Below are 25364 nucleotides of genomic sequence, written 5' to 3'. Positions count from 1 at the left end.
CCCCCCTTCCCCTCTATGGCTCGTCGTCTTTTTCTGCTGGCTTTTCTGACGCTGGCCGGTTGCCGCGCTGGCGGCCCCGGCACGCCGGCCCTTACCGTGGCCCAGTTTTTCAATAAGTATGAGCGCCGCGAGGGCTTCAAAGCCACCGACTGGTCGGCCGACCTGCTCCAGCGCCTGGCCCTGGTGAAGGCCGCCAAGCTGCTGGGCGGCTCGGAGCTGACCGATGCCATTACCGGTATCCGGGCGGCCAAGGTTATCTCGTTTGCCCCCACCACGGCGTCGGCCCGCGAGCTGGCCGCGCAAGGCCTGCGGCAGGAAGCGACCGGCGTGTTGCAAAGCCAGAAATACGAGCCTTTGAGCGTGGGCAGCACGCTCAGCAACGACTACCAGGTGTCGGTGCGCCCCCGCGGCGACCGGGTGTCGGAGTTCGCCGCTATCGGCGCTCTGCCCGACGTGGCCGACTCGTTCGTGCTGGTTTCGGTCGAGGGCAATTTCACCCGCAGCCAGGTCAACGCGCTGGCCAAGTATCTGCCCCAGATTGTGCAGGCCACGGGCAAATAGCGCCACTTGTCATCCTGAGCTTGCGAAGGACCTTCTCACCGCAGAACAACGACTCGTTCCGGCGGGACAAGGTCCTCCACTGCGTTCAGGATGACTCTGATTAAATCCCTACCCCCTCATCAAGCGCTCAATCTCTTCGGCTTGCAAAGGAATGTCGGCCATCAAATCCTCGTTGCCGGTGGCCGTGATGAGAATGTCGTTTTCCAGGCGGATGCCCAGGTTTTCGTCGGGAATGTAGATGCCCGGCTCGCAGGTATAGACCATGCCGGCCTCGAATTTTCGGTACTTGAAGCCTACGTCGTGCACGTCGAGGCCGAGGTAGTGGCTGGTGCCGTGGGGGAAATACTTTTTATAAGCGGGCGCGTCGGAGTCCTGATTTTTCACGTCCTCGGCCTTGAGCAAATCGAGCTTAATCAGTTCCTGCTCCATATTCTGGCCGACTTCTTTGTGGTAGGTTTCGATGTCGTTGCCGACCACGAGGCGGGTTTTGGCAAAGCTCATCACGCGCAGCACGGCGTCGTACACCTGGCGCTGGCGCGGGCTGAACGTGCCCGACACGGGGATAGCGCGCGAGAGGTCGGCGGCGTAGTTGGCGTACTCGGCGCCGAAATCGAGCAGGAGCACGTCGCCGGCCTGGCACTGGTGGTCGTTGCTGGTGTAGTGCAGCACGGTGGCGTTTTTGCCGGAGGCAATGATGCTGCCGTAGGCCGGCCCACGGCTGCGCCCGCGCACAAACTCGTGCAGAATCTCGGCCTCAATCTCGAACTCCCACACGCCCGGCCTGACGAAGCCCAACACCCGCCGGAACGCCTGCCCCGTCAGGCGCATGGCCTCGCGCATGGTCCGGATTTCCTCAGCGCTCTTGATGGCCCGCAGCCCGTGCAGGAGCGGCGCCACGCGCCGGTACTGGTGCAGGGGGTAGGCGGCTTGCAGGCTTTTGATGAAGCGCGCGTCGCGGGTTTCGACTTCCACGGTTGCCCGAATGTGCTCGTTGGCGTTCAGAAACACGTATTCGGCCTCGTTCATCAGGGCCGGCAGCACGGTTTTGAAGGCGTCGAGCCACATGATGGTCAGGATGCCCGACTGCGTCCGGGCCTCGTCCTTGGTCAGCTTGTAGCCTTCCCAGACGAGAATATGCTCGCTGGTTTCTTTTAGAAACAGGATTTCGCGGTGCTTTTCCAGCGCTGCCCCGGGGCAGAGCACGAGGATGCTTTCCTCCTGGTCGACGCCGCTGAGGTAGAACAAGTCGTTGTTTTGGCGGAAGGGCAGGGTGCCGTCGGCGTTGGTGGGCTGAATATCGTTGGCCTGGAAGATGGCCAGCGCGCCGGGCGGCAGCAGCTCGCGCAGGCGGCGGCGGTTTTCGATGAACAGCTCGGGGGCGAGGGGGGCGTAGCGCATTGGGCGATAAAGTGACTTGAGTGGCTTAGTGATTTGGGAAGGGGGTAGGGCGCGCAAGTTAGCTGGCAGACGCCGGGGCGGAGCGCCGTATTTTTGCCTACCCCCTACTCATGCCTCCACCCGCCGCCCGCCCCACCCTGCTCATCCAAACGGCCTTTATCGGCGACGTGATTCTGGCCACGGCCCTGGTCGAGCACCTGGCCCGGCGCGCGCCCGGCGCGCCGCTCGACGTACTGGTGCGGCAGGGCAATGAGGGGCTGTTGCACGGTCACCCGCACATCCGGCAGGTGTTGGTCTGGGATAAGAAGCACGGCAAGTACGCCGGCTTGTGGCAGCTCCTGCGGCAGATTCGGGCCGGGGGCTACGGCCGCGTCATCACGTTGCAGCGCTTTGCCAGCACCGGCTTGCTCACGGCTTTTTCGGGCGCGCCCGAGCGGATTGGGTTCACCGAAAATCCGTTCAGCCAGTTTTTCACGCGGCGCGTGCCCCACCTCATCGGCGACGGCACGCACGAGGTGGCGCGCAACCTTCGGCTGCTTCCTGAAGCATCAGGCAGGAGCAAGGAAGAAGTATTGTCTCCTAATTTTCCCTTGCTAAAGCCCCGCCTCTACCCCACGCCCGCCGACGAGGCCGCCGCGGCGCCCTACGCCGCCCACGGGCCGTATATCTGTCTGGCGCCCACCTCCGTGTGGTTTACCAAGCAGTATCCGGAAAGCAAGTGGCAGGAGCTGCTGGCCGCCCTCCCCCCCGGCCCGCGCGTGTACCTGCTCGGCGGGCCGCCCGATGCGGCGGCCTGCGCCCGGCTGGCGGCCGGCAGCGGCCGGGCGGCAGTCATCAGCCTGGCCGGGCAGCTGAGCTTGCTGGCTTCGGCGGCGCTTATGCGCGGCGCCCGCATGAATTACGTCAACGACTCGGCCCCGCTGCACCTGTGCTCGGCCGTGGACGCGCCCGTGACGGCCGTGTTTTGCAGTACCGTGCCCGCGTTTGGGTTTGGGCCGCTCAGCGCGCGCGCGTTCGTGGTAGAAACGCCGGAGCCGCTGGCCTGCCGGCCCTGCGGGCTGCACGGCCACAAGGCCTGCCCGCTGGGGCATTTCCGCTGCGCGCACAGCATTGAGGTAGCGCAGCTGCTGGCGCCACTGGGGGTAGGCGTGAAATAGCCCCGGCCGCAGAAACGCCTACCTCCCTGCCCCCACTCTGGTCCCGGCGGCCTAATCCGTCCCTCATTTGCGGCCACCCGAAACCTGCGGCCGGCGGCCGTAGTTTTGTTTTCTCTATGGCTGATTATCACCTGCACGAATACCCGAATGGCATCCGCCTGCTGCACCAGCAGGTGCTGCACACCAAAATCGCGCACTGCGGCTTTTTGCTCGACATTGGCTCGCGCGATGAGGCGCCGCACCAGCAGGGCCTGGCCCACTTCTGGGAGCACATGGCCTTCAAGGGCACCGAGAAGCGCAAAAGCTTCCATATTCTCAACCGCCTCGAAACCGTGGGCGGCGAGCTGAATGCCTACACGACAAAGGAGAAAATCTGCTTCTACGCCGCGCTGCTCAGCACGCACTTCGAGCGCGCATTTGAGCTGCTCACCGACCTCACGTTCAACTCCGTGTTTCCGGCGCGGGAGCTGGAGAAAGAGCGCGGCGTGATTCTGGAGGAGATGAGCATGTACGACGACGCGCCCGAGGATGCCATCGTGGACCGCTTCGATGAAGTCGTGTTCGAAGAGCACCCGCTGGGCCACAACATCCTGGGCACCCGCGAGAGCGTGAGCGGCTTCACATCCGAAGATTTTAAGCAGTTTTTGCGGGAGCAGGTGCGCACCGACCGGCTGGTGTTCAGCTCGGTGAGCAATTTGCCGTTTGCCGAAGTCAAGCGCCTGGCCGACAAATACCTGGCCCCGCTGCCGGCCCGGCTCGGCCCGCGCGAGCGGCGGCCGTTCGGCGATTATCAGCAGAAGATGCAAACCGAAAACCGGCCCATCACGCAGGCACACTGCCTGCTCGGCGGCCCGGCCTTTTCGATTGCCGACGAGCGGCGTATTCCGTTTTTCATGCTCAACAACATCCTCGGCGGGCCCGGCATGAATTCGCGCCTCAATCTGGCCGTGCGCGAGAAGTACGGTTTGGTGTACACCATCGACTCGACCTACGCACCCTACACCGACACGGGCCTGTTCAACATCTACTTCGGCACCGAGAGCAAGCAGGTCAAGCGCACCATCAGCCTGATTCAGAAGGAGTTGAAAACCCTGCGCGAGAAGCCCCTGACGACCACGCAGCTGCACAACGCCAAGGAACAGCTCATGGGTCAGCTGGCCATGAGCGAGGAAAGCAACTCCGGCTTGATGCAGCTGCTGGCCAAATCGACGCTGGATTTAAACCGGATTGAGCCGCTCACCGAGCTGTTCGGGCGCATCCGCCGCATCACGGCGGCGGAGCTGCAAGACTTGGCCAACCAGGTGCTGACCGAGCAGCACCTGAGCGTGCTGCAATACCTGCCGTCGGCGAAGGCGGCCTGAGGAAAAGCAGCTTAGTCCGGCCGGACAGGGCAGAGAGGACCGCCCAGTTTTGCATTTATCAACTCAGCAAAAAGCCCCGGCTCACGAGCCGGGGCTTTTTGCGGGGCAGCGCACGAATACGCCTTGCCTTGGCAGCTAGCGGCTGATGGTGAGCCGTTTGGTCGTCACTTCGTTGGCAGTCGTTAGCTTGATTACGTAAATGCCTTCGCGGTATGCTTTGGTGTTAAGCTCGAAGGACAGGGCCTGCGGGCTTGTTGTGCGGCCCGCGGCGAGGGTCTTCACCAGCGTGCCCTTCAGGTCGTAAATCGCCAGGCGGTAGTCGGCACCGCGGGTCGTGGCGAACTCCAATTTGGTCCGGCCCTGAGCCGGGTTCGGGTACAGGCTCAGCGCCGGCGCGCCGGCCCGGCTGGCCGATTTGCTGGCGGTAGCGACGGCCGAGGTGACGTGAATATTGTCAAAGTAAAAGTCGGCCGCGCTGGTGGCGGCGTCGCCGGCAAACATGAAGACCTGCCCCACTGACACCAGGTCGCCGTTACCGAAGGCCGCGATTGGAATCACAACCTCGTGCCACTGCCCGTCGCGGACCAGGCCGTAGGGCGTGGCGCCGGCCGGGAAATTAACCCAGCTTTCGCCCACGCCCGATTTGATACCCACCTTGAACTGCCCGGCGTAGGTGGTTTTGAAGTTGAAGCGCAGCGCGCCGCCGGCGAAAGCCGCCAGGTTTTTGGGCTGGGTGGTTTCGATGCCGAAGCCAAACCAGTTGCCCGCGGCGGCGCGCAGAGCCAGCACCTCGGTGCCCTCGAAGGGGGTAGGGGCGGGCGTGGCGATGTAGGTCAGGTTGTTCCAGAGGTAGAGGCTGGCGGTGGCGTTTTGCCCGTACACCAGCTTGTTGGCAATGGCCGGGTTCTCGGTGTAGATGCCGAAGTTGCCGCTAATGGGATTGGCGCTGCCCAGGTACAGCTCATCGCCGGGGCGCTGGTAGAGCCGGACGTAGTCAACCTGCATGGTGGCGGGCAGCGCCGCCGTGATGCCGCTGGGGCTGTTAATGCCGACGTATTGCCCCCCCACGGCCAAGTTGAGCAGGATGAACTGGGCCCGGTGAAACTCCTCTAAATCGGCCGCCGCGGCCTGCGCGATGTTAATGGCGTAATACTCCCGGTCGTCGATGAACATGCGGATAAACTGGCTGTCCCAGCTCATGCGGTACACGTGGTAGTCGGTCGTCAGGTCGGTGGGGCTGTCATATTTGGTGTCGTAGGCGGCGTGGGCGCCGTTGTTTTCCCAGTGAGTGGCGCCACCCACGCGCCGGTTGGTGAGGCCGGCCGCAATGGCCGCCGCCGAGCCCATCTCCATAATGTCCACTTCGCCGCTGGCGGGCCAGACGCCGGTGGCGCCCAGCATCCAGAAGGCCGGCCACAGGCCATTTTGCAGGTTCGGCACCTTGATGCGGGCTTCGAGGGTGCCGTATTTGAACTGCACGCGCCCCAGCGTTTTCAGGCGGGCCGAAGTGAAGGATTTGCCCTGCAACGCTTCGCGCCGGGCCTCGATGACGAGGTTGCCGTTTTCGATGCGGGCATTTTCGGGGCGGTTGGTGTACGTTTCCAGCTCATTGTTGCCCCAGCCGCACACGCCGATGGCGCAGCCGTCGCCGAGGTCGTAGGTCCAGTTGTTGGCGTTGATGGTGGGGCCATCGAAGTTTTCTTCCCAAACCAACTGCTGCTGTTGGGCCTGCGCGGCGCCGACGGACGCCAGGCCGAAAAGAGCGGACAGCAGCAGGTGCCGAGTGGTTTTAGCCGGGGCGGAAAAGCGAAGAAGTTTTCTCATGGGGAGAATGCAAGTGGGTGGGGAATGGAGAAATGGTGAGCTACAAAGCAGCAAGTATATATAAACCAGTCGATGCTGCTGAAAGTGGGAACAGGACAGCAAGTTTAGCAGGTTTGTTCCGCGATTTCAAACCCGGCAGGGCGCTCCGCGTTAGGAGAGCCTTATTTCCCGGCGTGTGCTGTACGCTTATAACACACGTAATATCATCCATAATCCGCGCTACCATTGCTTTAGCGCAAATGGCTGCCGCCGCCGGCAAATGGGTAATAAGCAAGCGAAAATTTGCCTTTGAGCCGCACTTTCTAACTTCCCGGCGCTTAGCGCTTAGCCGCCTTTGGGCTAACCGCTGCTTTCCCTACCCCCCTTCCATTCCGTCATGCCCCTCTTCGGCCACGTGCGCTACTACCGGCCCGGCGACACGTTTCGCAACCGCCTAGAGCTGGCCGCCAGCGGCGTGCACCGGCCGCGGCGCGCGGGTGTGTGCGGCACCCAGGACGAGGGCGCCGAAAGCATCGTGCTGGCCGACCAGTACGAGGATGACTTCTATTCAGAAGCCGAAATCATCTACGCCGGCCACGGCGGGCGCGACGCCAAAACCGGCCGCCAAGTTGCTGACCAGATTGCCACGCCCCGCAACCTGGCCTTGCTCAAGAGCATCACAACCGGCCGCCCCGTGCGGGTGCTGCGCAAGGTGCCGGCGGAGGATGGAACCGGCGAGGATGTGTACCGCTACGAAGGGTTGTACCAAATTATTGAGCACGAGTACGGGCCGGGTAAGTCAGGCTTTCAGGTGTACACGTTTCGGCTGCGGCCAGTAGCAGTAGGCAGTTAAAAATGAGTTATCAGTTAAAAGTGAAGCGTTAAAAGTTAAAATCCCTACCCCCTATCTGGCTTCGAGCCGAGTGAGGAGGGTAGGGATTTTTAACTTTTAACGCTTCACTTTTAACTCAATCTCCTACCCCCCCTGATACTGCGAAATGAAGGCCAAGGCCTCCAGCGTGTATTGCGTGATGGAGCTGAAGTGGTTGCCGCCCTCGATGGGGTGCAGCGACACCTGCGTGGCGCCGCGGGCGCGCATGGCCTTGTAGGCGTCCTCGGAATTGAAGAAAGGCACGTAATCGTCGGCGGTGCCGTGGAAGAGGGCCAGGGGCGCTTTGGGCTGCCAGTTGTAGATGTCGTTGTCTTGCAAGGAAGCTGTCAGCGGGGCGTCTGTGTTGTTGAGCACGGCATTGCGGAAGCCGGGCGTGAACAGCTCATCGGCGCGGTCCGGCACACTGCTGAAGCGGTCGGCTTGCAGGCGGCCGGCGTAGGGCGGGTTGAAATAATACGTTAGAGGTTTATTCAAGCTGTAGACGCGGTTGTAGGTGTCGAGCACCCAGACATAGGTGCTCAGGAAACTCAGCGGCTGCTTCGAGGCCAGGATGTACTTGGCGAAGGCGGTTTTGTGGTAGGCGCCAGCACCCGGCGCGCTGGCCGTGACGGTCAGCTCGGCGGCATGTTTTTCCTCGATGAGCTTGTGCAGGGCCATCGTGGCGTAGCCGCCTTCGGAGTAGCCGAGCAGGAAGTTCTGCTGGTTGAGGGCGACTTTTTCCTTGGCGCAAAACTCCTTGGCGGCGCGCAGCATATCGAGCGAAGCGGAGGCCAGCGAGGCGGCGTGCTCATACGGGTGGGGTAGGGATTTGCTCGCGCCGTAGCCGATGTAGTCGGGCGCCGTCACGACGTAGCCGGTGGCCGCCAGGATGGAGACGGCTGAATACACTTCGCTGCTCGTTTTGTAGTAGGACGGCGCGCGCCCTTCTTCGTCGGGGCGGATGGTGCCGTGCTGGTAGCTGATGAGCGGCAGCGCCTGCGCGCCCGCTACCGGCACCAACAGCGCTCCGGAGGCCGTGACCGATTTGCCGTCGGTGTTCTGCGTGGAGTAGGTGAGCTTATAAACCCGGATGGGGAAGCGCGCCAGCACGCCCGCCACCGGGATGCTGCCCAGATGGCTGGCCACCTGCGCCGGGCTGTACTCGCCGATGAGCGTGCTGCCGAGCAAATGCGTTTCGGGCGCCGGAGCCGGCGCGGCGGGCGTCGTGGCTTGCGGCGCCGCGTCGGCGGCTTCCTTGGTGCAGCTGCTGCCAGCCGCGCTGCTCAGCAGGCCAGTGCCCAGCAGCAGGGCCAGGCGCAGGCGGCGAAAATCAGGCGTTTTAAACAATGTCATACGAAGGATGAAAGGCTGGTTATTGGGAGTGTAACAGCCCGAGGCCGAAAATCTATCCGGCGGGGCCCGGTGAATTCAGGTCAGGGAAACGGCCGCCAGCCGATTCGACCCAACTTTGCGCGCTGCCGCCCGGCCCACCCATTCCCAATCGTCCCCGAAATCCGTGCAATCCGAAAAATCCGACGAATCAGTGGTCCAGGCCTACGCCGACCTGCACTCCGCGCCGGAGCCGCCGCTCCTGCACCAGCTCTGGCGCGAGACGCACTTGCAATTAATGATGCCGCGCATGGCTTCGGGCTACGGCCAGGGCCGGCTGCTGAGTATGCTGAGCCACTTGCTCCGGCCGCGGCGCGTGCTCGAAATCGGCACCTTCACCGGCTACGCGGCTCTGTGCCTGGCCGAAGGGCTGGCGCCGGATGGGCTGCTGCATACCATCGAAATCAACCCCGAGCGCGAGCGTCGCATCCGGCGCTACGTGGCGGCAGCCGGCCTCACGGAGCGCATAAAGCTGCATATCGGGGCCGCCGTCGAGGTATTGCCGGGCCTGGTCGATGAAACCTGGGATTTGGTATTTATTGACGCTGACAAAGCGAATAATCAGCTTTACTTTGACCTGCTTATCGACCAGGTGCGGCCCGGCGGGCTGGTCTTGGTCGATAATGTACTCTGGAACAACAAGGTGCTGCCCGACTACCAGGCGCCACCTGCCGACCACGACACCCACGCCGTGCGCGCCTTTAACGCGGCCATGACCCGCGAGCCCCGCGTGGTGCCGCTGCTGCTGCCCCTGCGCGACGGTCTGCTGCTGCTGCGCCGGGTGTAGGGTGCGGGCAAGTGGGCGGTGCGGGTGGCTATTTCGCCGCCCGCCCGCTCGAAGGGTGCGCCGTTAGCGCCGATTCCCTACCCCCTCGTTCTGACTTCGAGCGGGCGGGCGGCGAAATAGCCGCCCGCCCGCACCACACCCGGCTTTAAACCTTGCCGCCCGGCGGGCGTCCTAGCCGTTCGGCTGATTCCCTACCCCCCTACCCGAATGCGCTACCTCTTCTACTGTCTGCTGCTGTTCTCTATTTCCGCCCAGGCCCAATCCGTGGTGCGCGGGCGCGTGGCCGATGCCAAAGACCAGGCCCCGCTTATCGGGGCCAACGTGCTGCTTATCCGTCTGCCCGACTCGGTGAAAACCGGCACCGCCGTGGATGTTGAGGGGCAGTTTCAGTTTGACAACGTTCAGGCCGGTTCCTATCTGTTGACCGTGAGCTTCGTGGGTTACCAGGCCCGGCAGCAGCCGCTGAGCGTGCCGGCCGGCGGGGCGCCCGTAGCCCTAGGCAGCATCGCCTTGCAGGCCGGCGGCGTCCAGCTCAAAGGCGTGGTGGTGACGGGCCAGGCGGCGGCGGCCACGCAGCGCGGCGACACGACGGCCTACAACGCCCGCGCCTTCAAAACCAACCCCGACGCCAACGCTCAGGACCTGCTTACCAAGATGCCCGGCGTCACGACCGGCACCGATGGCCGGGTGCAGGCCCAGGGCGAAACCGTGCAGCAGGTGCTCGTCGATGGCAAGCCCTTCTTCGGCAACGACCCCGACGCGGTGCTCAGAAACCTGCCCGCCGACGCCATTGATAGGGTCGAGGTGTTCGACCAGCAGAGCGAGCAGAGCCGGTTTTCGGGCTTCAACGACGGCAACACGACCAAGACCCTGAACCTGGTCATCAAGCAGCAGTACCGCAACGGGCGCTTCGGGCGGGCCGTGGTGGGCGGCGGCACCGAGCGCTACCGTGCCAGCGGCAACCTCAACGACTTCAAGGGCGCCCGTAAGGTGAGCGTGCTGGCCCAGAGCAACAACGTGAACGAGCAGAACTTCGGCACCGAGGACCTGCTCGGCGTGGTCGGCAACTCGCAGCAGGGCGGGCGCGGCGGGGGGGGTAGGGGCGGGCAAGGCGGGGGTGGCGGCAACGCGGGCGACTTTCTGGTGAACCAGAGCGGTGGCATCAGCACCACGAACGCGGCCGGCCTGAACTACGCCAACGTGTTCGATAAAAACACCGAAGTGACGGGCAGCTACTTTTTCAACCGGGCTAATAATGGCCTCAGCTCGAACACCTTTCGCCAGTTTGTATTGCCCGAGGCGACCGGCACGACCTACGCCGAAACGGCCATCAGCCGCAGCACGAACATGAATAACCGGGCGAACTTTCGGATTGACCACAAGATTGATTCCGTGACGTCGGTCTTGTTCCGGCCCCGGTTTTCGTGGCAGGAAAACAACTCCACGCGCGCCCTGGATGGCGAAACGGCCCGCAACGGCGAGACGCAGAGCGACGTGAACACCGACTACCAGGCCCAAAACCGCGCCCTCAACCCCGGCGGCGACCTGCTGCTGCGCCGCCGCCTGCGCGGGCGGCCCGGCCGCACTATTTCGCTGAACCTGAACGGCAACTACAACCAGCGCGAGGCCACGAACTTCCTGCTCAGCACCAACTCAGCCCGGCCCGCCGACAACCTCAACCAGCGCTCCACGCTCGACCAGACGAGCTGGAACGCGGGCGGCAACCTCAACTACACCGAGCCGCTGAGCAAGCAGGACCAGCTTCAGGCTAACTACTCGCTAAGCTACGCGCCCAATAAGTCAACCAAGTACACCAACGACTACTCGGTCTCGGACGGCGAGTACAGCCAGCTCAATCCGGCGCTGAGCAACGTGTTCGACAACTATTATTTAAACCAAAACCTGGGCCTGAACCTGCGCCACGCCACGCGGACGCTGCAAGCCAGCGCCGGCGCCGCGCTGCAATCGGCCCAGCTGCGCGGCAATCAGACCTACCCCGTGGCCGGGCCGGTGCGCAACTCCTTCGTCAATGTGCTGCCCCAGGCCTCGCTGATGTGGCGCGTGGCGCCGACCAAGAACCTGCGCGTCTTCTACCGCACCAATACCAACGCGCCCAGCATCGGCCAGCTTCAGGCCGTGGTGAACAACTCGAATCCGTTGCAGCTCACTATCGGCAACCCGGCCCTACGCCAGGAATACCAGCACAACGCCGTGCTGCGCTACTCCGTGGCTGACCCTGGCAAGTCGAGCAACTTTTTCGCCCTGCTCTCGGGCGCCTACACCCAAAATCCGATTGCCAACCGCACATTTCTGGCCGGCGCCCAGGGCACCGAGGTCACACCCGAAGGCCTAAATCAGCCCGTGCGGCTGCCCGCCGGCGGCCAGCTCACCCAGAGCACCAACCTCCAGCAGCAGTATAATCTGCGCTCCAACCTCAACTACGGCCGCCCGCTCAAGGCCCTCAAATCGAACCTGAACCTGAGCCTCGGCGCCAGCTTCAACCAGTCGCCGGGCCTCGTCAACGACCGCCTCAACTACGCCCGCACGCCGGCCCTGAACGCGGGCGTGGTGCTCAGCTCCAACATCTCCGACAAGCTCGACTTCACCGTCTCGACCACGGCCGCCCCCAGCTTCGTGCGCAACACGCTCAGCCGCCAGCTCAACTCGAACTACTACACTCAAAGCTCCCGCCTGCGCCTGAACTACATCTTCGGCCCCGGCATCAACTTCCAAACCGACCTTACCAACCAGTATTTCGCCGGCCTCGCCCGCGGCTTCAACCAAGCCTACACCCTTTGGAATGCCAGCCTGGGCAAGAAGCTCGGCGAGCGCCAGCAGGCCGAAATCCGCCTCTACGCCTTCGACCTGCTGGGCCAGAACCGCAGCATCCAGCGCAACGTGACTGAGGCCTACTATGAGGACGTGCGCACCACCGTCTTGCAGCGCTACCTGATGCTGATGTTCACCTACAACATCCGCAGCGGCAACCTCGTCATTCCCAGCGGCGACGCCGAGGGCCCTGGCCGGGAACGGGGGGGTAGGGAACGCGGCGGGCAGGGCGCCCCCCCACCGGGCGGGGGCGGGTTTGGGCGCCCGCCCGGTGGGCAGTAGCGCCACTAGGCTGTAGCGTGGACTCTGCGAGTCCGCGCGTGGGTAGTTCGGGAATTGTGCGGGTTTCGTTCCCGCGCGGACTCGCAGAGTCCACGCTACATGTACTTCGACCTCGAAACCGCTCTGACGACTACCGGTCGGATGGCAGCACGGCCGTACCAAGCCGCCAAGCATTTCCTACCCCTCTTCCACTACCAACCGCTGGCCGCCGTTGCCCGTATCTTGCGGGCTATGGATGGGTTAGCTAAAATTGAGGACCTGGGTCGGCCCAGAGTAGTTATTGTGGGTGGCGGGTTTGGAGGGTTGGCGCTGGCCCAGAGCTTGGCCGGCGCACCGGTGCAGGTCGTGCTGCTTGATAAGCAGAACTACCACACCTTTCAGCCGCTGCTCTACCAGCTGGCCACGGCCGGGCTGGACGCCGACGCCATCGTGGCACCGTTTCGGAAGGTGCTGCACACGCAGGCCAATTTCTTCTTTCGCCTAGCCGAGGTGCAGAAGGTCAATACCGAGCAGCAGGTGGTAGAAACCTCCATCGGGCTGGTGCGCTACGACTACCTGGTGCTGGCCACCGGCGCCACGGCCAACTACCTGGGCAAGGCCGATATGGCCCAGAATGCTATTACCCTCAAGAGCGTCGAAGATGCCATTGAGCTGCGCAACACCGTGCTGGCCGGCTTCGAGAAAGCCTTGCAGCTCGGCGATGAGCAGGAGCTGAACAGCCTGCTCGACTTCGTGATTGTGGGCGGCGGGCCCACGGGCGTCGAGATTGCGGGCGCGCTGAGCGAACTGCGCGACCACGTGCTGCCGCGCGACTACCCCGAGCTGGACTTTAAGCAGATGGACATCCACTTGGTGCAGAGCGGGCCCTTGCTGCTCAAAGGCATGTCGGCTCACGCCTCCCAAAAAGCGCTGGACTACCTCCACGGCTTCGGCGTGAAGGTGTGGCTTGATTGCCGCGTGGAGAGCTACGACGGCTACACGGCCGTGCTCAACAACGGCCAGCAGCTGGTGACGCGCACGCTCATCTGGGCGGCGGGCGTCACGGGCGCGCCGGTGCAGGGCCTGCGCCCGGAGTGCCTGCTCAAAGGCAACCGCTACCGGGTCAATGAATTCAATCAAATTGACGGCTACGACAACATTTTCGCCATCGGCGACATCGCGGCCATGCCCAGCGCCGCCTACCCCGACGGCCACCCGATGGTGGCGCAGCCCGCCTTGCAACAGGGCCGCCTGCTGGGCCGCAACCTGTTGCGCTTGTTGCGCCAGCAGTCCCCGCAGCCCTTCGCCTACGACGACAAAGGCAGCATGGCCACCATCGGCCGCAACCACGCCGTGGCCGACATCCGCCTTTTCGGCCGCGACCTGCACCTGGGCGGCTTCCTGGCCTGGCTGGCCTGGAGCCTGGTGCACGTGCTGGCCCTGATTACGTTCCGCAACCGCCTCACGGTGCTGGCCAACTGGGGCTATTCGTACTTCAGCGCCGACAAGGGCCTGCGCTACATCATCGGCAAAACCCGCGTGCCGATGAAGGCTGAGCCCGGCCAGGCCAAGGCCATGCAGTAAGTGGCCACGCCGGCTGAGGCTGGTTTTTCGGGGCGCTTAGTGACCGGACAGGGAGTAGGGAAAACGAAGAAACGATGCGCGGCCGGTGGGCATTGGCTCAACTCTGCTCGTATGGCTGTTCTCAGGTTTAGTCACGCTTCTGAAAGGAGTTAAAAGTGGAGAATTAAAAGTTAAAAGGGCAGACAGCAACTGAGTTTTAACTTTTAACTCTTAACTTTTAACTTAGTATCCCCACCTGATAGCCGCTCTAATTCCCGTTTTTGCGGTCCGGTTCGGGAATGGCGGGCAAATCAGCCGCCTGATTCCCTACCCCCTGCTTTGCGCCCAACCTATGAAATACGCCCTGCTGCTGCTCTGCCTGGCCCGACTAGCCCAGGCCGCGCCCGCCCCGCCGGTGCCCGCTGCCCTCGACGTAGCTGGCCTGCACCTGAGCCTCGATGACGATGCCCGGCAGCTCATCCAGCAGCGGGCCGATGGGCTCATGCGCCACCAGCCCTCGTTTCAGGCGCGAGTTGATTTGGCCGACGCGAGCTTTCCGATAATTGATAGAATCCTGCAAAAAGAAGGTGTGCCGCTGGATTTTCGCTACCTCGCGCTTCAAGAAAGCGCCTTGCTCGGCGACGCGGAAAGCAACCACGGCGCCGTGGGCTACTGGCAGCTCAAGCGCGAAACCGCCACCGGCCTGGGCTTGCGCGTGGATGAAACCGTGGACGAGCGCCGCCACCTCGTGGCCAGCACCCGCGCCGCCGCCCGCTACCTGCTGCGCTCGCAGGCCACGACCCAGAATTGGCTGCTGGCTTTGCTCAGCTACCAGACCGGCCTCGGCGGCGTGCGCGCCTACCAGCTGCCCACCGACGCGGGCGCTACGCAGATGAATATCAGCGCCGCCACGCACCCGTATGTGCTCATGTTTCTGGCCCACAAGCTGGTCTTTGAGCCGGCCTGCGACCTGAACCCTACCCCGCCGCTGCGGCTGCGCGAGTTTCCGGCCGCGCCCGGCCAGACGCTGGCCGAGCAGGCCGCCGCCCTCGCCACCGACCCCGCCGGGCTGCTGCGCCACAACCGCTGGTTCTTGCACCCCGACCGCCCCGTGCCATCGGATGATGGCCCTTACACGCTGCTGGTGCCCGTTTTCTCAGCTACCGGCGGCGCCCAGAACGCGGCCCTGGCTGGCCACCAGGCCACGGGCAGCCGCGGTCAGCTCATCACGCCGCCCGCCGCCAGCGCCCGCGATGCCCGCCGCGTGCGCATCAACAACCTCGACGCCCTCATTGCCCTGCCCGGCGAAACCGCCGACGACCTGGCTCGGCGCGGCGGCGTGCGCCCCATCCAGCTGCGGCGCGACAACGACCTGCGCGCCTTTGACGCCATCGTGCCCGGCCGGCCGTATTTTCTGGAGAAGAAGCGTGACGAAGCCACCACCGACTACCACGTGGTGCAGCCCGGAGAGGATTTGGCGGCGGTTTCGCAGCAGTACGGCATCCGGCGCTCCGCCATTCGCCGCAAAAACCGCTTTTCCTTCAATGAAGACCTGCGGCCCGGCCGGGTGCTTTGGCTGCGCCACACCCGCCCCCGCGAGGTAGCCATCGAGTACCGCAACCCGGCCGAAGCGGTGGCCCTGGAGCGGCGCGCGAGTGGGCAGCAGCCAATTCCCGCGTCCGCCGCAACGGTCCCGCGTCGTCCGGCCGCCCTACCCCCGGCCACGCCAGCAATGCCACCCCCGCCCGCCGAAGTAGCGACTGCGGAAGCCGCCGCCGCTGAGTTGCCCACCCCGGCGCCGCAGCCGCCTGCTGCCCCGGTCGCGGAGGTCTCCCAACCAGCGCCGGCCGAGCCGGCGCAGCCTGTCCCGACGGCGCCCGCGCCAGTGGCCCCAGCCCCCGTCGTCACAGAGCGGCCCACGTCCCCGGCCAGCGCGCCGGCCGTGGTTTATACGCGCCCAGCCCGGCCGGCTGCGCCCGCTGCGGTCCCCACTGCTGCGGTCCCCACTGCTGCGGTCCCCACTTCCCTACCCCCCGCACCAGCCGCAACCCCAACCGAGGCCCGCGCGCCGGTGCCCGCCAGCGGCTTCTATCGGGTGCGGGCCCGCGAAACGGTCTACGGCCTGGCCCGCCGCTACGGGCTCAGCCCCGCCGACCTGCTGACCTGGAACAGCCTGCAAGCCAGCGCCAGCTTGCAGCTCGGGCAATTGCTGCGCCTGCGCGCGCCAACGGCGGCGGCCGGCGACGTTTCGGGTGCAGCGGCCCCGGCCCTACCCCCTACTCACACCGTCGGCGCCGGCGAAACCCTCTACAGCATCGCCCGCCGCTACGGCCGCACTGTGGCCGAGTTGCAGCAGCTCAACGCCAAGCTCTCGGCTGATGTGCGCATCGGCGAGGTGCTGCGCGTGGCGGCGCCGTGAGGTTTGTGGTCCGGTGCTTTTTCCCAGTTATCAGGCCACACTAAAAAGCCCGTTGGTGCCTCGTAGGCCCAACGGGCTTTTCATTTCCCTACCCCCCCGCCTGAAATCAAACCCGCACAGCCTCAGCCGGTGGGCGCCGGGCGTTTGGAGCAGCCCGCGGCCCGGCGGTATCTTTACCAATGAGGAATTAAGAAGGAGGAATGAAAAATAGTCAGGCAGTAATTCTTCATTCTTAATTCCTCATTCTTCATTAAGCGAAGCGTCCCATGCCCACCTTCTCCCACCTGCACTGCCACACCCAGTACTCGCTGCTCGACGGCCAGGCCAGCATCAGCAAGCTGATGCAGAAGGCCCAGGCCGACGGCCAGCCCGCCGTCGCCCTCACCGACCACGGCAATATGTTCGGGGCGTTCAACTTCGTGGCCGAAGCGAATAAGTACAACGTCAAGCCCATCGTGGGCTGCGAGTTCTACATGGTCGAGGACCGGCACCGCAAGATTTTCAGCAAGGAAACCCGCGACAACCGCTACCATCAGCTGCTGCTGGCCAAGGACCAGGCCGGCTACCAGAACCTGGCCAAGCTTTGCTCGATGAGCTACATCGAGGGGCTATATTCGAAGTGGCCGCGCATCGACAAGGAGTTGCTGCTGCAATACCACGAAGGGCTGATTGCCACGTCCTGCTGCATCGGCGCCGAGATTCCGCAGACCATTCTGTTTGAGTCGGAGGAGCGGGCCGAGGAGAAGCTGAAGTGGTGGCTGGACGTATTTGGCGATGATTACTACATCGAAATTCAACGTCACGGGCTGATGAACTTCGACGGCACCGGCAAAAGCCAGGAGGACGTGAATCAGGTGCTGCTGGGGCTGGCGCGCAAGTACAACGTGAAGGTCATCTGCACGAATGACTCGCATTACGTGGACCAAAAAGACTTTGCCGCTCACGATTTACTGCTCTGCGTGAACACCGGCGAGGAGCACAGCATCCCGGTTGGCGACTTCAAAACCAACTACTTCACCCTGATGAGCGGCGAGCGGCAGGTCAAATACGACACGCTCGATAACCTGCGCCGCGACCATCAGCGCGACGATTTCGCCCAGAAGCAGTTGCGCCGCATCGATGAGGAGTTTCAGAAGTCGCGGCCCCACTCGCGCTTTGGCTTCGCGAATGACCAGTTCTACTTCAAGCAGCAGCAGGAGATGGTGGCGCTGTTCCACGACGTGCCGGAGAGCGTGGACAACACGAACGAAATCGTGGACAAAATCACGCCGCCCAAGCTTCAGCGCGACATTCTGCTGCCCAACTTTCCCCTACCCCCCCAGTTCGCCACGGCCGACGACTACCTGCGTGAACTCACGTTTAAAGGCGCCTTCGAGGGCCCCAAGCCGCGCTACTCCGAGCGCACGGCCGAAGTGGAGGAGCGCCTGAACTACGAGCTGCGCATTGTTCAGACGATGGGCTTCGCGGGCTACTTCCTTATCACGCAGGACTTCATCAACAAGGGCCGCAGCATGGGCGTGGCCGTGGGGCCGGGCCGCGGCTCGGCGGCCGGCTCGGCCGTGGCCTACTGCGTGGGCATCACCAACATTGACCCCATTAAGTATTCGCTGCTCTTCGAGCGGTTTCTGAACCCGGAACGCGTGTCGATGCCCGATATCGACATCGACTTTGACGACGTGAACCGCCAGAAAGTCATTGACTACGTGGTAGATAAGTACGGCCGCAACCAGGTGGCGCAGATTATCACCTTCGGCACGATGGCGGCCAAAAGCTCCATCAAGGACGTGGCGCGGGCCCTGGAATTGCCCCTACCCCAGACCACGGACCTGACCAAGATGGTGCCCGAGCAAGTCGGCGTGACGCTGGCCCGCGCCTTTGCCGAGAACCAGGAGCTGGACGCCATCCGGCGCGACGAGAGCCCCGACAACCTGCGCGGCCAGATTCTGCGCCTCGCCGAGCAGCTCGAAGGCTCGATGCGCAACACCGGCATCCACGCCGCCGGCATCATCATCGCGCCGGACGACATCACGAAGTACATTCCGGTATCGACCAGCAAGGAATCGGACCTGCTCATCACCCAGTTCGACGGCCGCGTGATTGAGAGCGCTGGGATGCTGAAGATGGACTTTCTGGGCCTTAAAACCCTGACCATCATCGTGGACGCGCTCAACCTGATTGAGCGCAACCACGGCGTCAAAATCGACATTGATGACATTCCGCTCGATGACGAGAAAACCTACGCCCTCTACCAGCGCGGCGATACCATCGGCACCTTCCAGTTCGAGAGCGAGGGGATGCGGCAGTACCTCAAGGACCTCAAGCCGACCGACATCGAGGACCTGATTGCCATGAACGCGCTCTACCGGCCGGGGCCCATGCAGTTCATCCCCAACTTCATCAACCGTAAGCACGGCCGCGAGCCGGTCGAGTATCCGCACGAGCTGCTGATTCCCATTCTTGATTACAGCCAGGGCATCATGGTTTATCAAGAACAAATCATGCAGGCGGCACAGATTCTGGGCGGCTATTCCTTAGGTGGCGCCGACCTCTTGCGCCGGGCAATGGGCAAGAAGGACTTGAAGAAGATGGCTCAGGAGCGCGACAAGTTCGTGGCTGGCTGCAAGTCACTTCACGGCATCCCGGCCAAGAAAGCGTCGGAAGTGTTCGACGTGATGGAGAAGTTCGCCGCTTACGGCTTCAACCGCTCGCACTCAGCGGCTTACAGCGTCGTGGCCTACCAGACGGGCTACCTCAAGGCCAACTACCCCGCCGAGTACATGGCCGCCGTGCTGACCAACAACATGGGCGACATCAAGAAGGTCACCTTCTTCATTGAGGAGGCCCGCAAGCAGGGTGTGGCCGTGCTCGGGCCGGACGTGAACGAGTCCTTGCAAAAATTCAACGTCAACCAGCAGGGCAAAATCCGCTTTGGGCTGGCGGCGGTGAAGGGCGCGGGCGAGGCGGCCGTGCAGGAGCTAGTCGAGGACCGCGAGAAAAACGGCGCCTACACTGACGTGTTCGACTTCGCCAAGCGCGTGAACCTGCGGGCGGTGAACAAGAAAACCTTCGAGAGCCTGGCCCAGGCCGGGGCGTTCGATTCGTTTGAGCGCTACCACCGGCGGCAGTTTCTGGACGCGCCGGCCGGCGACACCAACCTGATTGAGAAGGCCATGAAGATGGGCCAGCAGCACCAGGCGGCCAAGGAATCGGCCCAGCACAGCCTGTTCGGCGCCAGCGCCTTCGGGGCCGTGGCCGCACCGCTGCCCAAAGTACCGGAGATGGAGCCCTGGACCAAAACCGAGCAGCTGCGCCGCGAAAAGGAAGTTGTGGGCTTCTACTTGTCGGGCCATCCGCTGGATGCCTACAAGCTCGAAATCGATGCCTATTGCACCTGCGCGCTGGATAAGGTGGAGAACTACAAAAACCGGGAAATCAACTTGGCCGGCCTCATCACCAACGTGGCCATGCGCACCACCAAAACCGGCCAACCGTTCGTGGTTTTCAACCTCGAAGACTACGAAGCTTCCCTACCCCTCGCTTTATTTCGGGACGACTACACCAAGTTCGCACCCCTGATAAACCCGCGCAACTACCCCAACGAGCAGGTGCCAGCCATGTACCTGCGGGCCAAAATGGAGCTGCGCCGCGGCACCCAGGACCAGTGGGAAACCCGCATCCTCCACATGCAGCCCCTGCACGAAGTAGCCGACAAGCTCAGCCGCGGCGTGCGCGTGAAGCTGGACTTGCGCACCGTCACCGGCCCCATGATTGACCGGCTGGAAGAAGCCATTCAGGCCGCGCCGGGCAAGAAGCGGCTCGAAATTCAGTTCGCTGAGCCGCACGAGCACTTGGCGGTGGACATGTTTTCGCGCAAATTTCAGATTGAGCCGAAGCTGTTTATCGAGAAGATGAGTGAGCTGGAGCTGGACGTGTGCGCGCTGATTTAAGGGTTTGAGGGGGTAGGAAATAGAGCAAAAAGGCGGTCATGCTGAGCGCAGTGAAGCATCTCGCTTGGGTAAGTAATTCAATCGTCATTTCAGTTGGATTACTACCGCAAGCGAGATGCTTCGCTGCGCTCTGCATGACCGCCTTTTGGGGTCAATTCCCTACCCCCTTTTGGCCGCTTGAACTTTCCCCCCGGCGCTTTGTTTTGCCTCCACTCTGCTACCTTGCGGCCGCGCTGGCCGTACACGCCAGAAACTTTTCAACCCCAATTCATATCGTAATGGGAACCAAAGCAATTGAAATCACGGACGCCAACTTCGAGCAAATCATCAACTCCGACCAGCCCGTGCTGGTGGACTTCTGGGCCGAGTGGTGCGGCCCCTGCCGCATGGTGGGTCCGGTAGTAGAAGAGCTGGCCGGCGAGTACGAAGGCCGCGCCGTGGTCGGCAAAGTCGACGTGGATGCCAACCCGCAGACCAGCATGAAGTTCGGCATTCGCAGCATCCCTACCCTGCTCGTATTTAAGAACGGCCAGATTGTCGACAAGCAAGTGGGTGCCGTGCCCAAGCATGTGCTGGCCCAGAAGCTCGAAGCGCAGGTTACTGCTTAAGCTTCCGACTTTTCAGATAGAAGACTTCTTAATTGAAAAAGCCCTGCATCAATAGGATGCAGGGCTTTTTCTTTTTAATCGACTGCTAGGGTATTACGTGAGCGTGACGGGGCGGTTGAAAATCTCTTCGAGCGAAATCATGGTCTCGGTGCGCTCAATGCCCTCAATGAGCTGCACCTGGCCGTGGAGCACTTCGCGCAGGTGCTGGGTGTCACGGCACACGAGGCGGGCAAACACGCCGTAAGCGCCGGTAGTGAAGTGAATGCTGACGACCTCTGGAATGGCCCGCAGCTGCTCGACGACGCTGCTCCAGACTGAGCTTTTCAGCAAATAAATGCCCAGGAAAGCATTGACACCGTAGCCCAGCTTCTGGAAATCGAGGCGCAGCGTGGCGCCCTCTACAATGCCCAGCTCTTCCATGCGGGCCATGCGCACGTGCACCGTGCCCCCCGAAACCTGCACCTGCCGCGCGATTTCGGTGTAAGGCATGTTGGCATCCTGAATGAGCAGATTCAGAATTTTGCGGTCAGTGTCGTCCAGCTCGTAGTTGCGGTTCATAAAAATCAGGTTGCGGAATGCGCCGCGAAATTACGGGGCCAAGCGGCAGAATGCCTCAGCAGCTTGCCCAGCAAACGCAGGTTTTGCTATCAGTGCTATAGGCTAGGCGCATTTTCTTCAAATTCCCTACCCCCCCACCCACGCTAACGGCGAGCCACGGCCGGGCGCTGCTGGTGCTGCCGCAGGCCTTCGTCTAAGAAGCCGACGAACTTGGCTACGTCGGGCTCGTAGGCCACGGGCGTGTTCAGGGACGTGCCGTCGGGGGCGAGCAGCACGTAGTAGGGCTGAGCATTGACGCCGAAACGGGTGATAGAATAGTCCAGATTTTGCTCGCCGAGGCTCTTCTTCAGGCGGTTATCGCGGGCGGAGGTGTACCAGTCGGCCTGGGGCAGCTCGGTTTTGTCGTCCACGTAGAGGGCCACGACGATATACTTGTCGCGCAGCCGGCGCAGCACCTGCTCATCGCTCCAGACCGAGGCCTCCATCAGGCGGCAGTTGCCGCAGTTGTGGCCCGTGAAGTCCACAAACACGGGCTTGTTCTGCTCTTTAGCGCACTTCAGGGCTTGTTTGAGGTCGAAGTAGCCGTTCAGGCCAAGCGGCAGCTCCAGCTTGTCGGCGTAGCGCGGCGTTTCGCACAGCGGCGAGTTGCCGACTACATTGCTGACAGCAACCCCAGCCGTTTGAGGGGCAGGCAAGGCACCAGCAGCCAGCGTGAAGTCGTGGCGTGAGGGTGGCGGCACCAGCGCCGAAAGGCCCGTGAGCGGCGCGCCGAACAGGCCGGGTAGTAGGTAGAGCATGAACACGAAAGCCGCCCCGCTCAGCACTAGGCGCGGCACTGAGACGTGCGTTGATTCGGAATCGTGGGGTAGGCGGATTTTGCCCAGCAGATAAAAGCCCAGCAAGCCCGCCAGCACCGCCCAGATGGTGATGAACACGCCGCGCGGCAGCAGGCCCCAGTGATAGGACAAATCGGCGGAGCTGAGAAATTTGAAAGCCAACGCCAACTCTAGAAAGCCCAGCACGACCTTGAGCGTATTGAGCCAGCCGCCGGAGCGGGGCAGGGTTTTCAGCCAGCCTGGAAACAGCGCAAACAAGACAAACGGCAAGGCAAACGCCGTGGCGAAGCTCATCATGCCCAGCGTGGGCCGCAGCAGCTCGCCGCCGGCCGAAGCAATGGCCACCGAGCCCACAAACGGCACGGTGCACGAAAACGATACTAAGACCAGCGTCGCGGCCATGAAAAACAGCCCCGACCAGCCGCCCTTGTCGGCCTGCGCATCGACTTTATTGACCAGCCCGGCCGGCGCGCTGATTTCAAACAAGCCCAGAAACGAGAGGCCAAAGGCCACGAAAATCACGAACGAGAGCACATTGGGCAGCCAGTGCGAGCTGATGACGTTGCCGGCATCGGCCCCAAACAGCGCGCTCAGCAACACGCCCGCGCCGGTGTAGATGGCAATAATGGACAGCCCATAAACCAGCGCCTTGGCCACGCCCTGCGCCCTGGAGCCGCCGGAATTGGTGAAGAACGAAACCGTCATGGGCAGCAGCGGATAGACGCAGGGCATGAGCACGGCCAGCAGCCCGGCGCCGAAGGCCAGGGCCAGGTATTGCCACAAGCCTATGCTGGCGCTGGGCACGGCGCGGGCCGTGGCGACGGCCGCCGCTGCCGTTGCCAGACCGGAAGCGGGCGTTTCGGCCGGGGCGGCATTGGCTGGTGAGGGGGGGGTAGGGACGGGTGCGGCAACCGAAGAGGCGCTTCCTACCCCCTCCTGGCTGGCCGAAGTCACCTTACCGGTTGGCGGCGTAGGGGCCGGGCCGCCAGCCGCCGCAACCGCCGCGGCAGGTTTGGCCGCGGCGGGGGGGGTAGGGGTTGCCGCTGAAGCAACGGCTTTGGCTGCCGCCGTGCCGCCGGCCGCCGCGACGGTCAGCGGGCCAAAAGTCAGGGCATCGGAGCCGGGCACGCAGCGGCCATCGACGCTGGTGCAGGACTGGTAGTCGGCGGTGGCCTTGATGGTGAGCGGGCCGACTTGCAGCAGCTTGACGCGCTGGCGAATCTGGCCGGTCTTCTCGAAAAAAGCTACTTCGCCCTTGAACACCGGGTCCTGCTCGTGGTGCGACTTAATAGACTTTGGCTCGCCCACCACCTGGTAAGCAGGGCTGGGAGCGAGCGTGAGCGTGAACACGACCGGGCCCACATCTTCGCTGAAATCGGTGGCGTAGAGATGCCACTTTTCGTCGATGCGGGCGTTGATAATAAGCTCCACCTCCTCCCCTACTTTGGCCGTGGGCTTGCTCAACGCCGTGCTCAGGTGGGTGGGCACCAGAATCTGACCCAAAGCGGGCCCCACGGCTAAGAGCCAGAAAAACAGAAATTTAAAAACAGACGAATAAGTCATGCCGGCTAGTCATAGAGAGAAGTACAAAATAAGCCGCCAGCCCCCACAAAGGTTCGGCTGAGCGACCAGACCGGGACGGCAGACGCCCGCCGGGCCCCGGCCTTACGCCAACCCGCGGCGCCAAAGTGCGTACTTTTGTAGGATAATGGTTTCCAGACCGTCTGCGTCGCGGGGCCGCTCCTATGGGTTTAAAAATTCTATTCACCGTTATTCTCGTTCTCGTGAACGGGTTTTTCGTGGCGGCTGAATTCGCACTGGTCAAGGTGCGCGTCTCACAAATCGAGCTGCGGGCGCAGGAAGGCAACCGCCTGGCCAAGCTCACGCTCAACATGCTGCACAATCTGGAGGCTTACCTTTCGGCCTCGCAGCTGGGCATCACCCTGGCCTCGCTGGGTTTGGGCTGGATTGGGGAGAGTGTGGTGGCCTCCATCATCCTGGCCGCCGTGCACGCCCTGAACCTGGACGTAACCGACGAGCTGGCCCACCGCATTGCGCTGCCCGTTTCTTTCGCTACCATCACGGTGCTGCACATTGTTATCGGCGAGCAGGCGCCGAAGGTGCTGGCCATTCAGCGGCCCGAGGCGCTGAGCATGATTATCGCCGCGCCGCTGCGCGTGTTTTACATCATCAGCTTTCCTTTTATCTGGATTCTGAACAAGCTCTCGAACCTGGTCTTGCGGCCCTTCGGCGGCGCGGCAGTGCACGGCGACGCGGCCCACACCTCCGACGAGCTGCGGATGCTGCTCGACCAAAGCAAGGAAAGCGGCGAAATCCAGGATTCCGAGCACGAGCTGATTGAGAACGTCTTTCAGTTCAACGACCGCATGGTGAAGCAGATTATGGTGCCCCGCACCAAGCTCTCCGCCCTCGACGTGGCCGCCACGGAAGCAGAGATTCTGGAAACCGTGTTCACCGAGGGCTACTCGCGCCTGCCGGTGTACGAGGAGAATATCGACAATATCGTGGGCGTGCTCAACGTCAAGGACCTCCTACCCCTGATTCAGCGCCAGGAGCCGCTGGATTTGGCCCGCATCATGCGCCCGGCCTATTTTGTGCCCGAAACCAAGAAAATCAACCGCCTGCTGCGCCAGTTTCAGCGCAAGCACATCGTAATGGCCATCGTGAGCGATGAGTTTGGCGGCGTGTCGGGCATCGTCACCATCGAGGACATTATGGAGGAGCTGGTGGGCGAAATCCAGGACGAGTACGACAACGAGGTGCCAGTGGTGGAGAAGGTTTCCGAAACCGAGTACCGCGTAAATCCCGCCACGCCCATCCCCGACGCCAACGAGTACCTGCCCTACCCCCTGCCCGAGGGCGAAGACTACGAAACTGTAGGCGGCCTGCTCAACGTCATCTACGGCGCCATCCCGGAGGTGGGCGATTTGGCCGTGCTCGACCCCTACGAGTTCCGGGTGCTCAGCCGCGCGGGCCGCGTCGTGGAGCTGGTCGA

At 63.0% G+C, this 25364-nt stretch carries 16 protein-coding genes; 11 read left to right on the top strand and 5 right to left on the bottom strand.

The genetic code is table 11. The annotated features are described in order from the left end of the window. The first annotated feature begins 15 nt into the window (after positions 1-15). Positions 16-561: a DUF4252 domain-containing protein gene (locus tag ACFE70_RS15760; RefSeq protein ID WP_375418730.1), complete on the top strand. Its 546-nt coding sequence runs from the start codon at positions 16-18 to the stop codon at positions 559-561. A gap of 108 nt (positions 562-669) precedes the next feature. Here the strand turns inward: ACFE70_RS15760 and ACFE70_RS15755 are convergent, their stop codons facing one another. Then, entirely contained in the window at positions 670-1959 is a 1290-nt protein-coding gene (locus ACFE70_RS15755; protein ID WP_375418729.1) for an aminopeptidase P N-terminal domain-containing protein, read from the bottom strand. 110 nt (positions 1960-2069) lie between these two features. On the opposite strand from ACFE70_RS15755, the gene ACFE70_RS15750 reads away from it, so the two are divergent. Both ACFE70_RS15750 and ACFE70_RS15745 read left to right on the top strand, forming a co-directional pair. Next, a complete protein-coding gene (locus tag ACFE70_RS15750) occupies positions 2070-3116 on the top strand; it encodes a glycosyltransferase family 9 protein (protein WP_375418728.1) in 1047 nt (348 codons plus the stop codon). Between the two features lie 116 nt (positions 3117-3232). Continuing rightward, a complete protein-coding gene (locus ACFE70_RS15745; protein WP_375418727.1) occupies positions 3233-4477 on the top strand; it encodes a M16 family metallopeptidase in 1245 nt (414 codons plus the stop codon). Positions 4478-4612: 135 nt separating this feature from the next. Here ACFE70_RS15745 and ACFE70_RS15740 read toward each other — a convergent pair whose 3' ends face one another. Continuing rightward, on the bottom strand, positions 4613-6301 hold the full coding sequence (locus ACFE70_RS15740) for a family 16 glycosylhydrolase (RefSeq protein ID WP_375418726.1): 1689 nt from the start codon (positions 6299-6301) through the stop codon (positions 4613-4615). 376 nt (positions 6302-6677) lie between these two features. Between ACFE70_RS15740 and ACFE70_RS15735 the strand changes: the two genes are divergently transcribed. Further along, positions 6678-7133 (top strand): YDG/SRA domain-containing protein, encoded by a 456-nt coding sequence (locus tag ACFE70_RS15735; RefSeq protein ID WP_375418725.1) that lies wholly within the window; start codon positions 6678-6680, stop codon positions 7131-7133. Between the two features lie 123 nt (positions 7134-7256). Here the strand turns inward: ACFE70_RS15735 and ACFE70_RS15730 are convergent, their stop codons facing one another. Next, positions 7257-8504 carry an alpha/beta hydrolase family protein gene (locus tag ACFE70_RS15730; RefSeq protein ID WP_375418724.1) on the bottom strand — a complete coding sequence of 416 codons (1248 nt, stop codon included), beginning with the start codon at positions 8502-8504 and terminating at the stop codon, positions 7257-7259. A gap of 163 nt (positions 8505-8667) precedes the next feature. Here ACFE70_RS15730 and ACFE70_RS15725 point away from each other — a divergent pair, with 163 nt between their 5' ends. From ACFE70_RS15725 to trxA, 6 genes are all read left to right on the top strand, one after another. Continuing rightward, positions 8668-9327, top strand: coding sequence for an O-methyltransferase (locus ACFE70_RS15725; RefSeq protein WP_375418723.1), 660 nt, complete (start codon positions 8668-8670; stop codon positions 9325-9327). A gap of 207 nt (positions 9328-9534) precedes the next feature. Further along, on the top strand, positions 9535-12438 hold the full coding sequence (locus ACFE70_RS15720; RefSeq protein WP_375418722.1) for an outer membrane beta-barrel protein: 2904 nt from the start codon (positions 9535-9537) through the stop codon (positions 12436-12438). 99 nt (positions 12439-12537) lie between these two features. After that, on the top strand, positions 12538-14001 hold the full coding sequence (locus ACFE70_RS15715) for an NAD(P)/FAD-dependent oxidoreductase (RefSeq protein WP_375418721.1): 1464 nt from the start codon (positions 12538-12540) through the stop codon (positions 13999-14001). Positions 14002-14332: 331 nt separating this feature from the next. Continuing rightward, complete coding sequence (locus ACFE70_RS15710; protein ID WP_375418720.1) at positions 14333-16399, top strand: LysM peptidoglycan-binding domain-containing protein; 2067 nt, start codon at positions 14333-14335, stop codon at positions 16397-16399. A 266-nt stretch (positions 16400-16665) separates the two neighbouring features. After that, entirely contained in the window at positions 16666-20346 is a 3681-nt protein-coding gene (dnaE, locus tag ACFE70_RS15705; RefSeq protein ID WP_375418719.1) for a DNA polymerase III subunit alpha, read from the top strand. Positions 20347-20624: 278 nt separating this feature from the next. Next, positions 20625-20954 carry a thioredoxin gene (gene trxA / locus ACFE70_RS15700; protein ID WP_375418718.1) on the top strand — a complete coding sequence of 110 codons (330 nt, stop codon included), beginning with the start codon at positions 20625-20627 and terminating at the stop codon, positions 20952-20954. 93 nt (positions 20955-21047) lie between these two features. Here trxA and ACFE70_RS15695 read toward each other — a convergent pair whose 3' ends face one another. Continuing rightward, the gene (locus ACFE70_RS15695) at positions 21048-21512 is read right to left on the bottom strand and encodes an AsnC family transcriptional regulator (RefSeq protein ID WP_375418717.1); all 465 of its coding nucleotides are present in this window, start codon (positions 21510-21512) and stop codon (positions 21048-21050) included. 143 nt (positions 21513-21655) lie between these two features. Then, on the bottom strand, positions 21656-23911 hold the full coding sequence (locus tag ACFE70_RS15690; RefSeq protein WP_375418716.1) for a cytochrome c biogenesis protein CcdA: 2256 nt from the start codon (positions 23909-23911) through the stop codon (positions 21656-21658). 221 nt (positions 23912-24132) lie between these two features. Here ACFE70_RS15690 and ACFE70_RS15685 point away from each other — a divergent pair. Beyond that, the coding region (locus ACFE70_RS15685) for a hemolysin family protein (protein ID WP_375418715.1) at positions 24133-25364 on the top strand (1232 nt) is incomplete at its 3' end.

The organism is uncultured Hymenobacter sp. (assembly GCF_964243305.1).
Lineage (GTDB): Bacteria > Bacteroidota > Bacteroidia > Cytophagales > Hymenobacteraceae > Hymenobacter.
The sequence above is the reverse complement of the archived record's forward strand: the minus strand, read 5'-3'. Positions and strand labels throughout refer to the sequence as shown.

Excerpts from the sequence above, each read along its gene's own strand:
- ACFE70_RS15760 (WP_375418730.1), top strand. The coding sequence starts at position 16 with ATGGCTCGTCGTCTTTTTCTGCTGGCTTTTCTGACGCTGGCCGGTTGC.
- ACFE70_RS15755 (WP_375418729.1), bottom strand. The coding sequence starts at position 1,959 with ATGCGCTACGCCCCCCTCGCCCCCGAGCTGTTCATCGAAAACCGCCGC.
- ACFE70_RS15750 (WP_375418728.1), top strand. The coding sequence starts at position 2,070 with ATGCCTCCACCCGCCGCCCGCCCCACCCTGCTCATCCAAACGGCCTTT.
- ACFE70_RS15745 (WP_375418727.1), top strand. The coding sequence starts at position 3,233 with ATGGCTGATTATCACCTGCACGAATACCCGAATGGCATCCGCCTGCTG.
- ACFE70_RS15740 (WP_375418726.1), bottom strand. The coding sequence starts at position 6,301 with ATGAGAAAACTTCTTCGCTTTTCCGCCCCGGCTAAAACCACTCGGCAC.
- ACFE70_RS15735 (WP_375418725.1), top strand. The coding sequence starts at position 6,678 with ATGCCCCTCTTCGGCCACGTGCGCTACTACCGGCCCGGCGACACGTTT.
- ACFE70_RS15730 (WP_375418724.1), bottom strand. The coding sequence starts at position 8,504 with ATGACATTGTTTAAAACGCCTGATTTTCGCCGCCTGCGCCTGGCCCTG.
- ACFE70_RS15720 (WP_375418722.1), top strand. The coding sequence starts at position 9,535 with ATGCGCTACCTCTTCTACTGTCTGCTGCTGTTCTCTATTTCCGCCCAG.
- ACFE70_RS15715 (WP_375418721.1), top strand. The coding sequence starts at position 12,538 with ATGTACTTCGACCTCGAAACCGCTCTGACGACTACCGGTCGGATGGCA.
- ACFE70_RS15710 (WP_375418720.1), top strand. The coding sequence starts at position 14,333 with ATGAAATACGCCCTGCTGCTGCTCTGCCTGGCCCGACTAGCCCAGGCC.
- dnaE (WP_375418719.1), top strand. The coding sequence starts at position 16,666 with ATGCCCACCTTCTCCCACCTGCACTGCCACACCCAGTACTCGCTGCTC.
- trxA (WP_375418718.1), top strand. The coding sequence starts at position 20,625 with ATGGGAACCAAAGCAATTGAAATCACGGACGCCAACTTCGAGCAAATC.
- ACFE70_RS15695 (WP_375418717.1), bottom strand. The coding sequence starts at position 21,512 with ATGAACCGCAACTACGAGCTGGACGACACTGACCGCAAAATTCTGAAT.
- ACFE70_RS15690 (WP_375418716.1), bottom strand. The coding sequence starts at position 23,911 with ATGACTTATTCGTCTGTTTTTAAATTTCTGTTTTTCTGGCTCTTAGCC.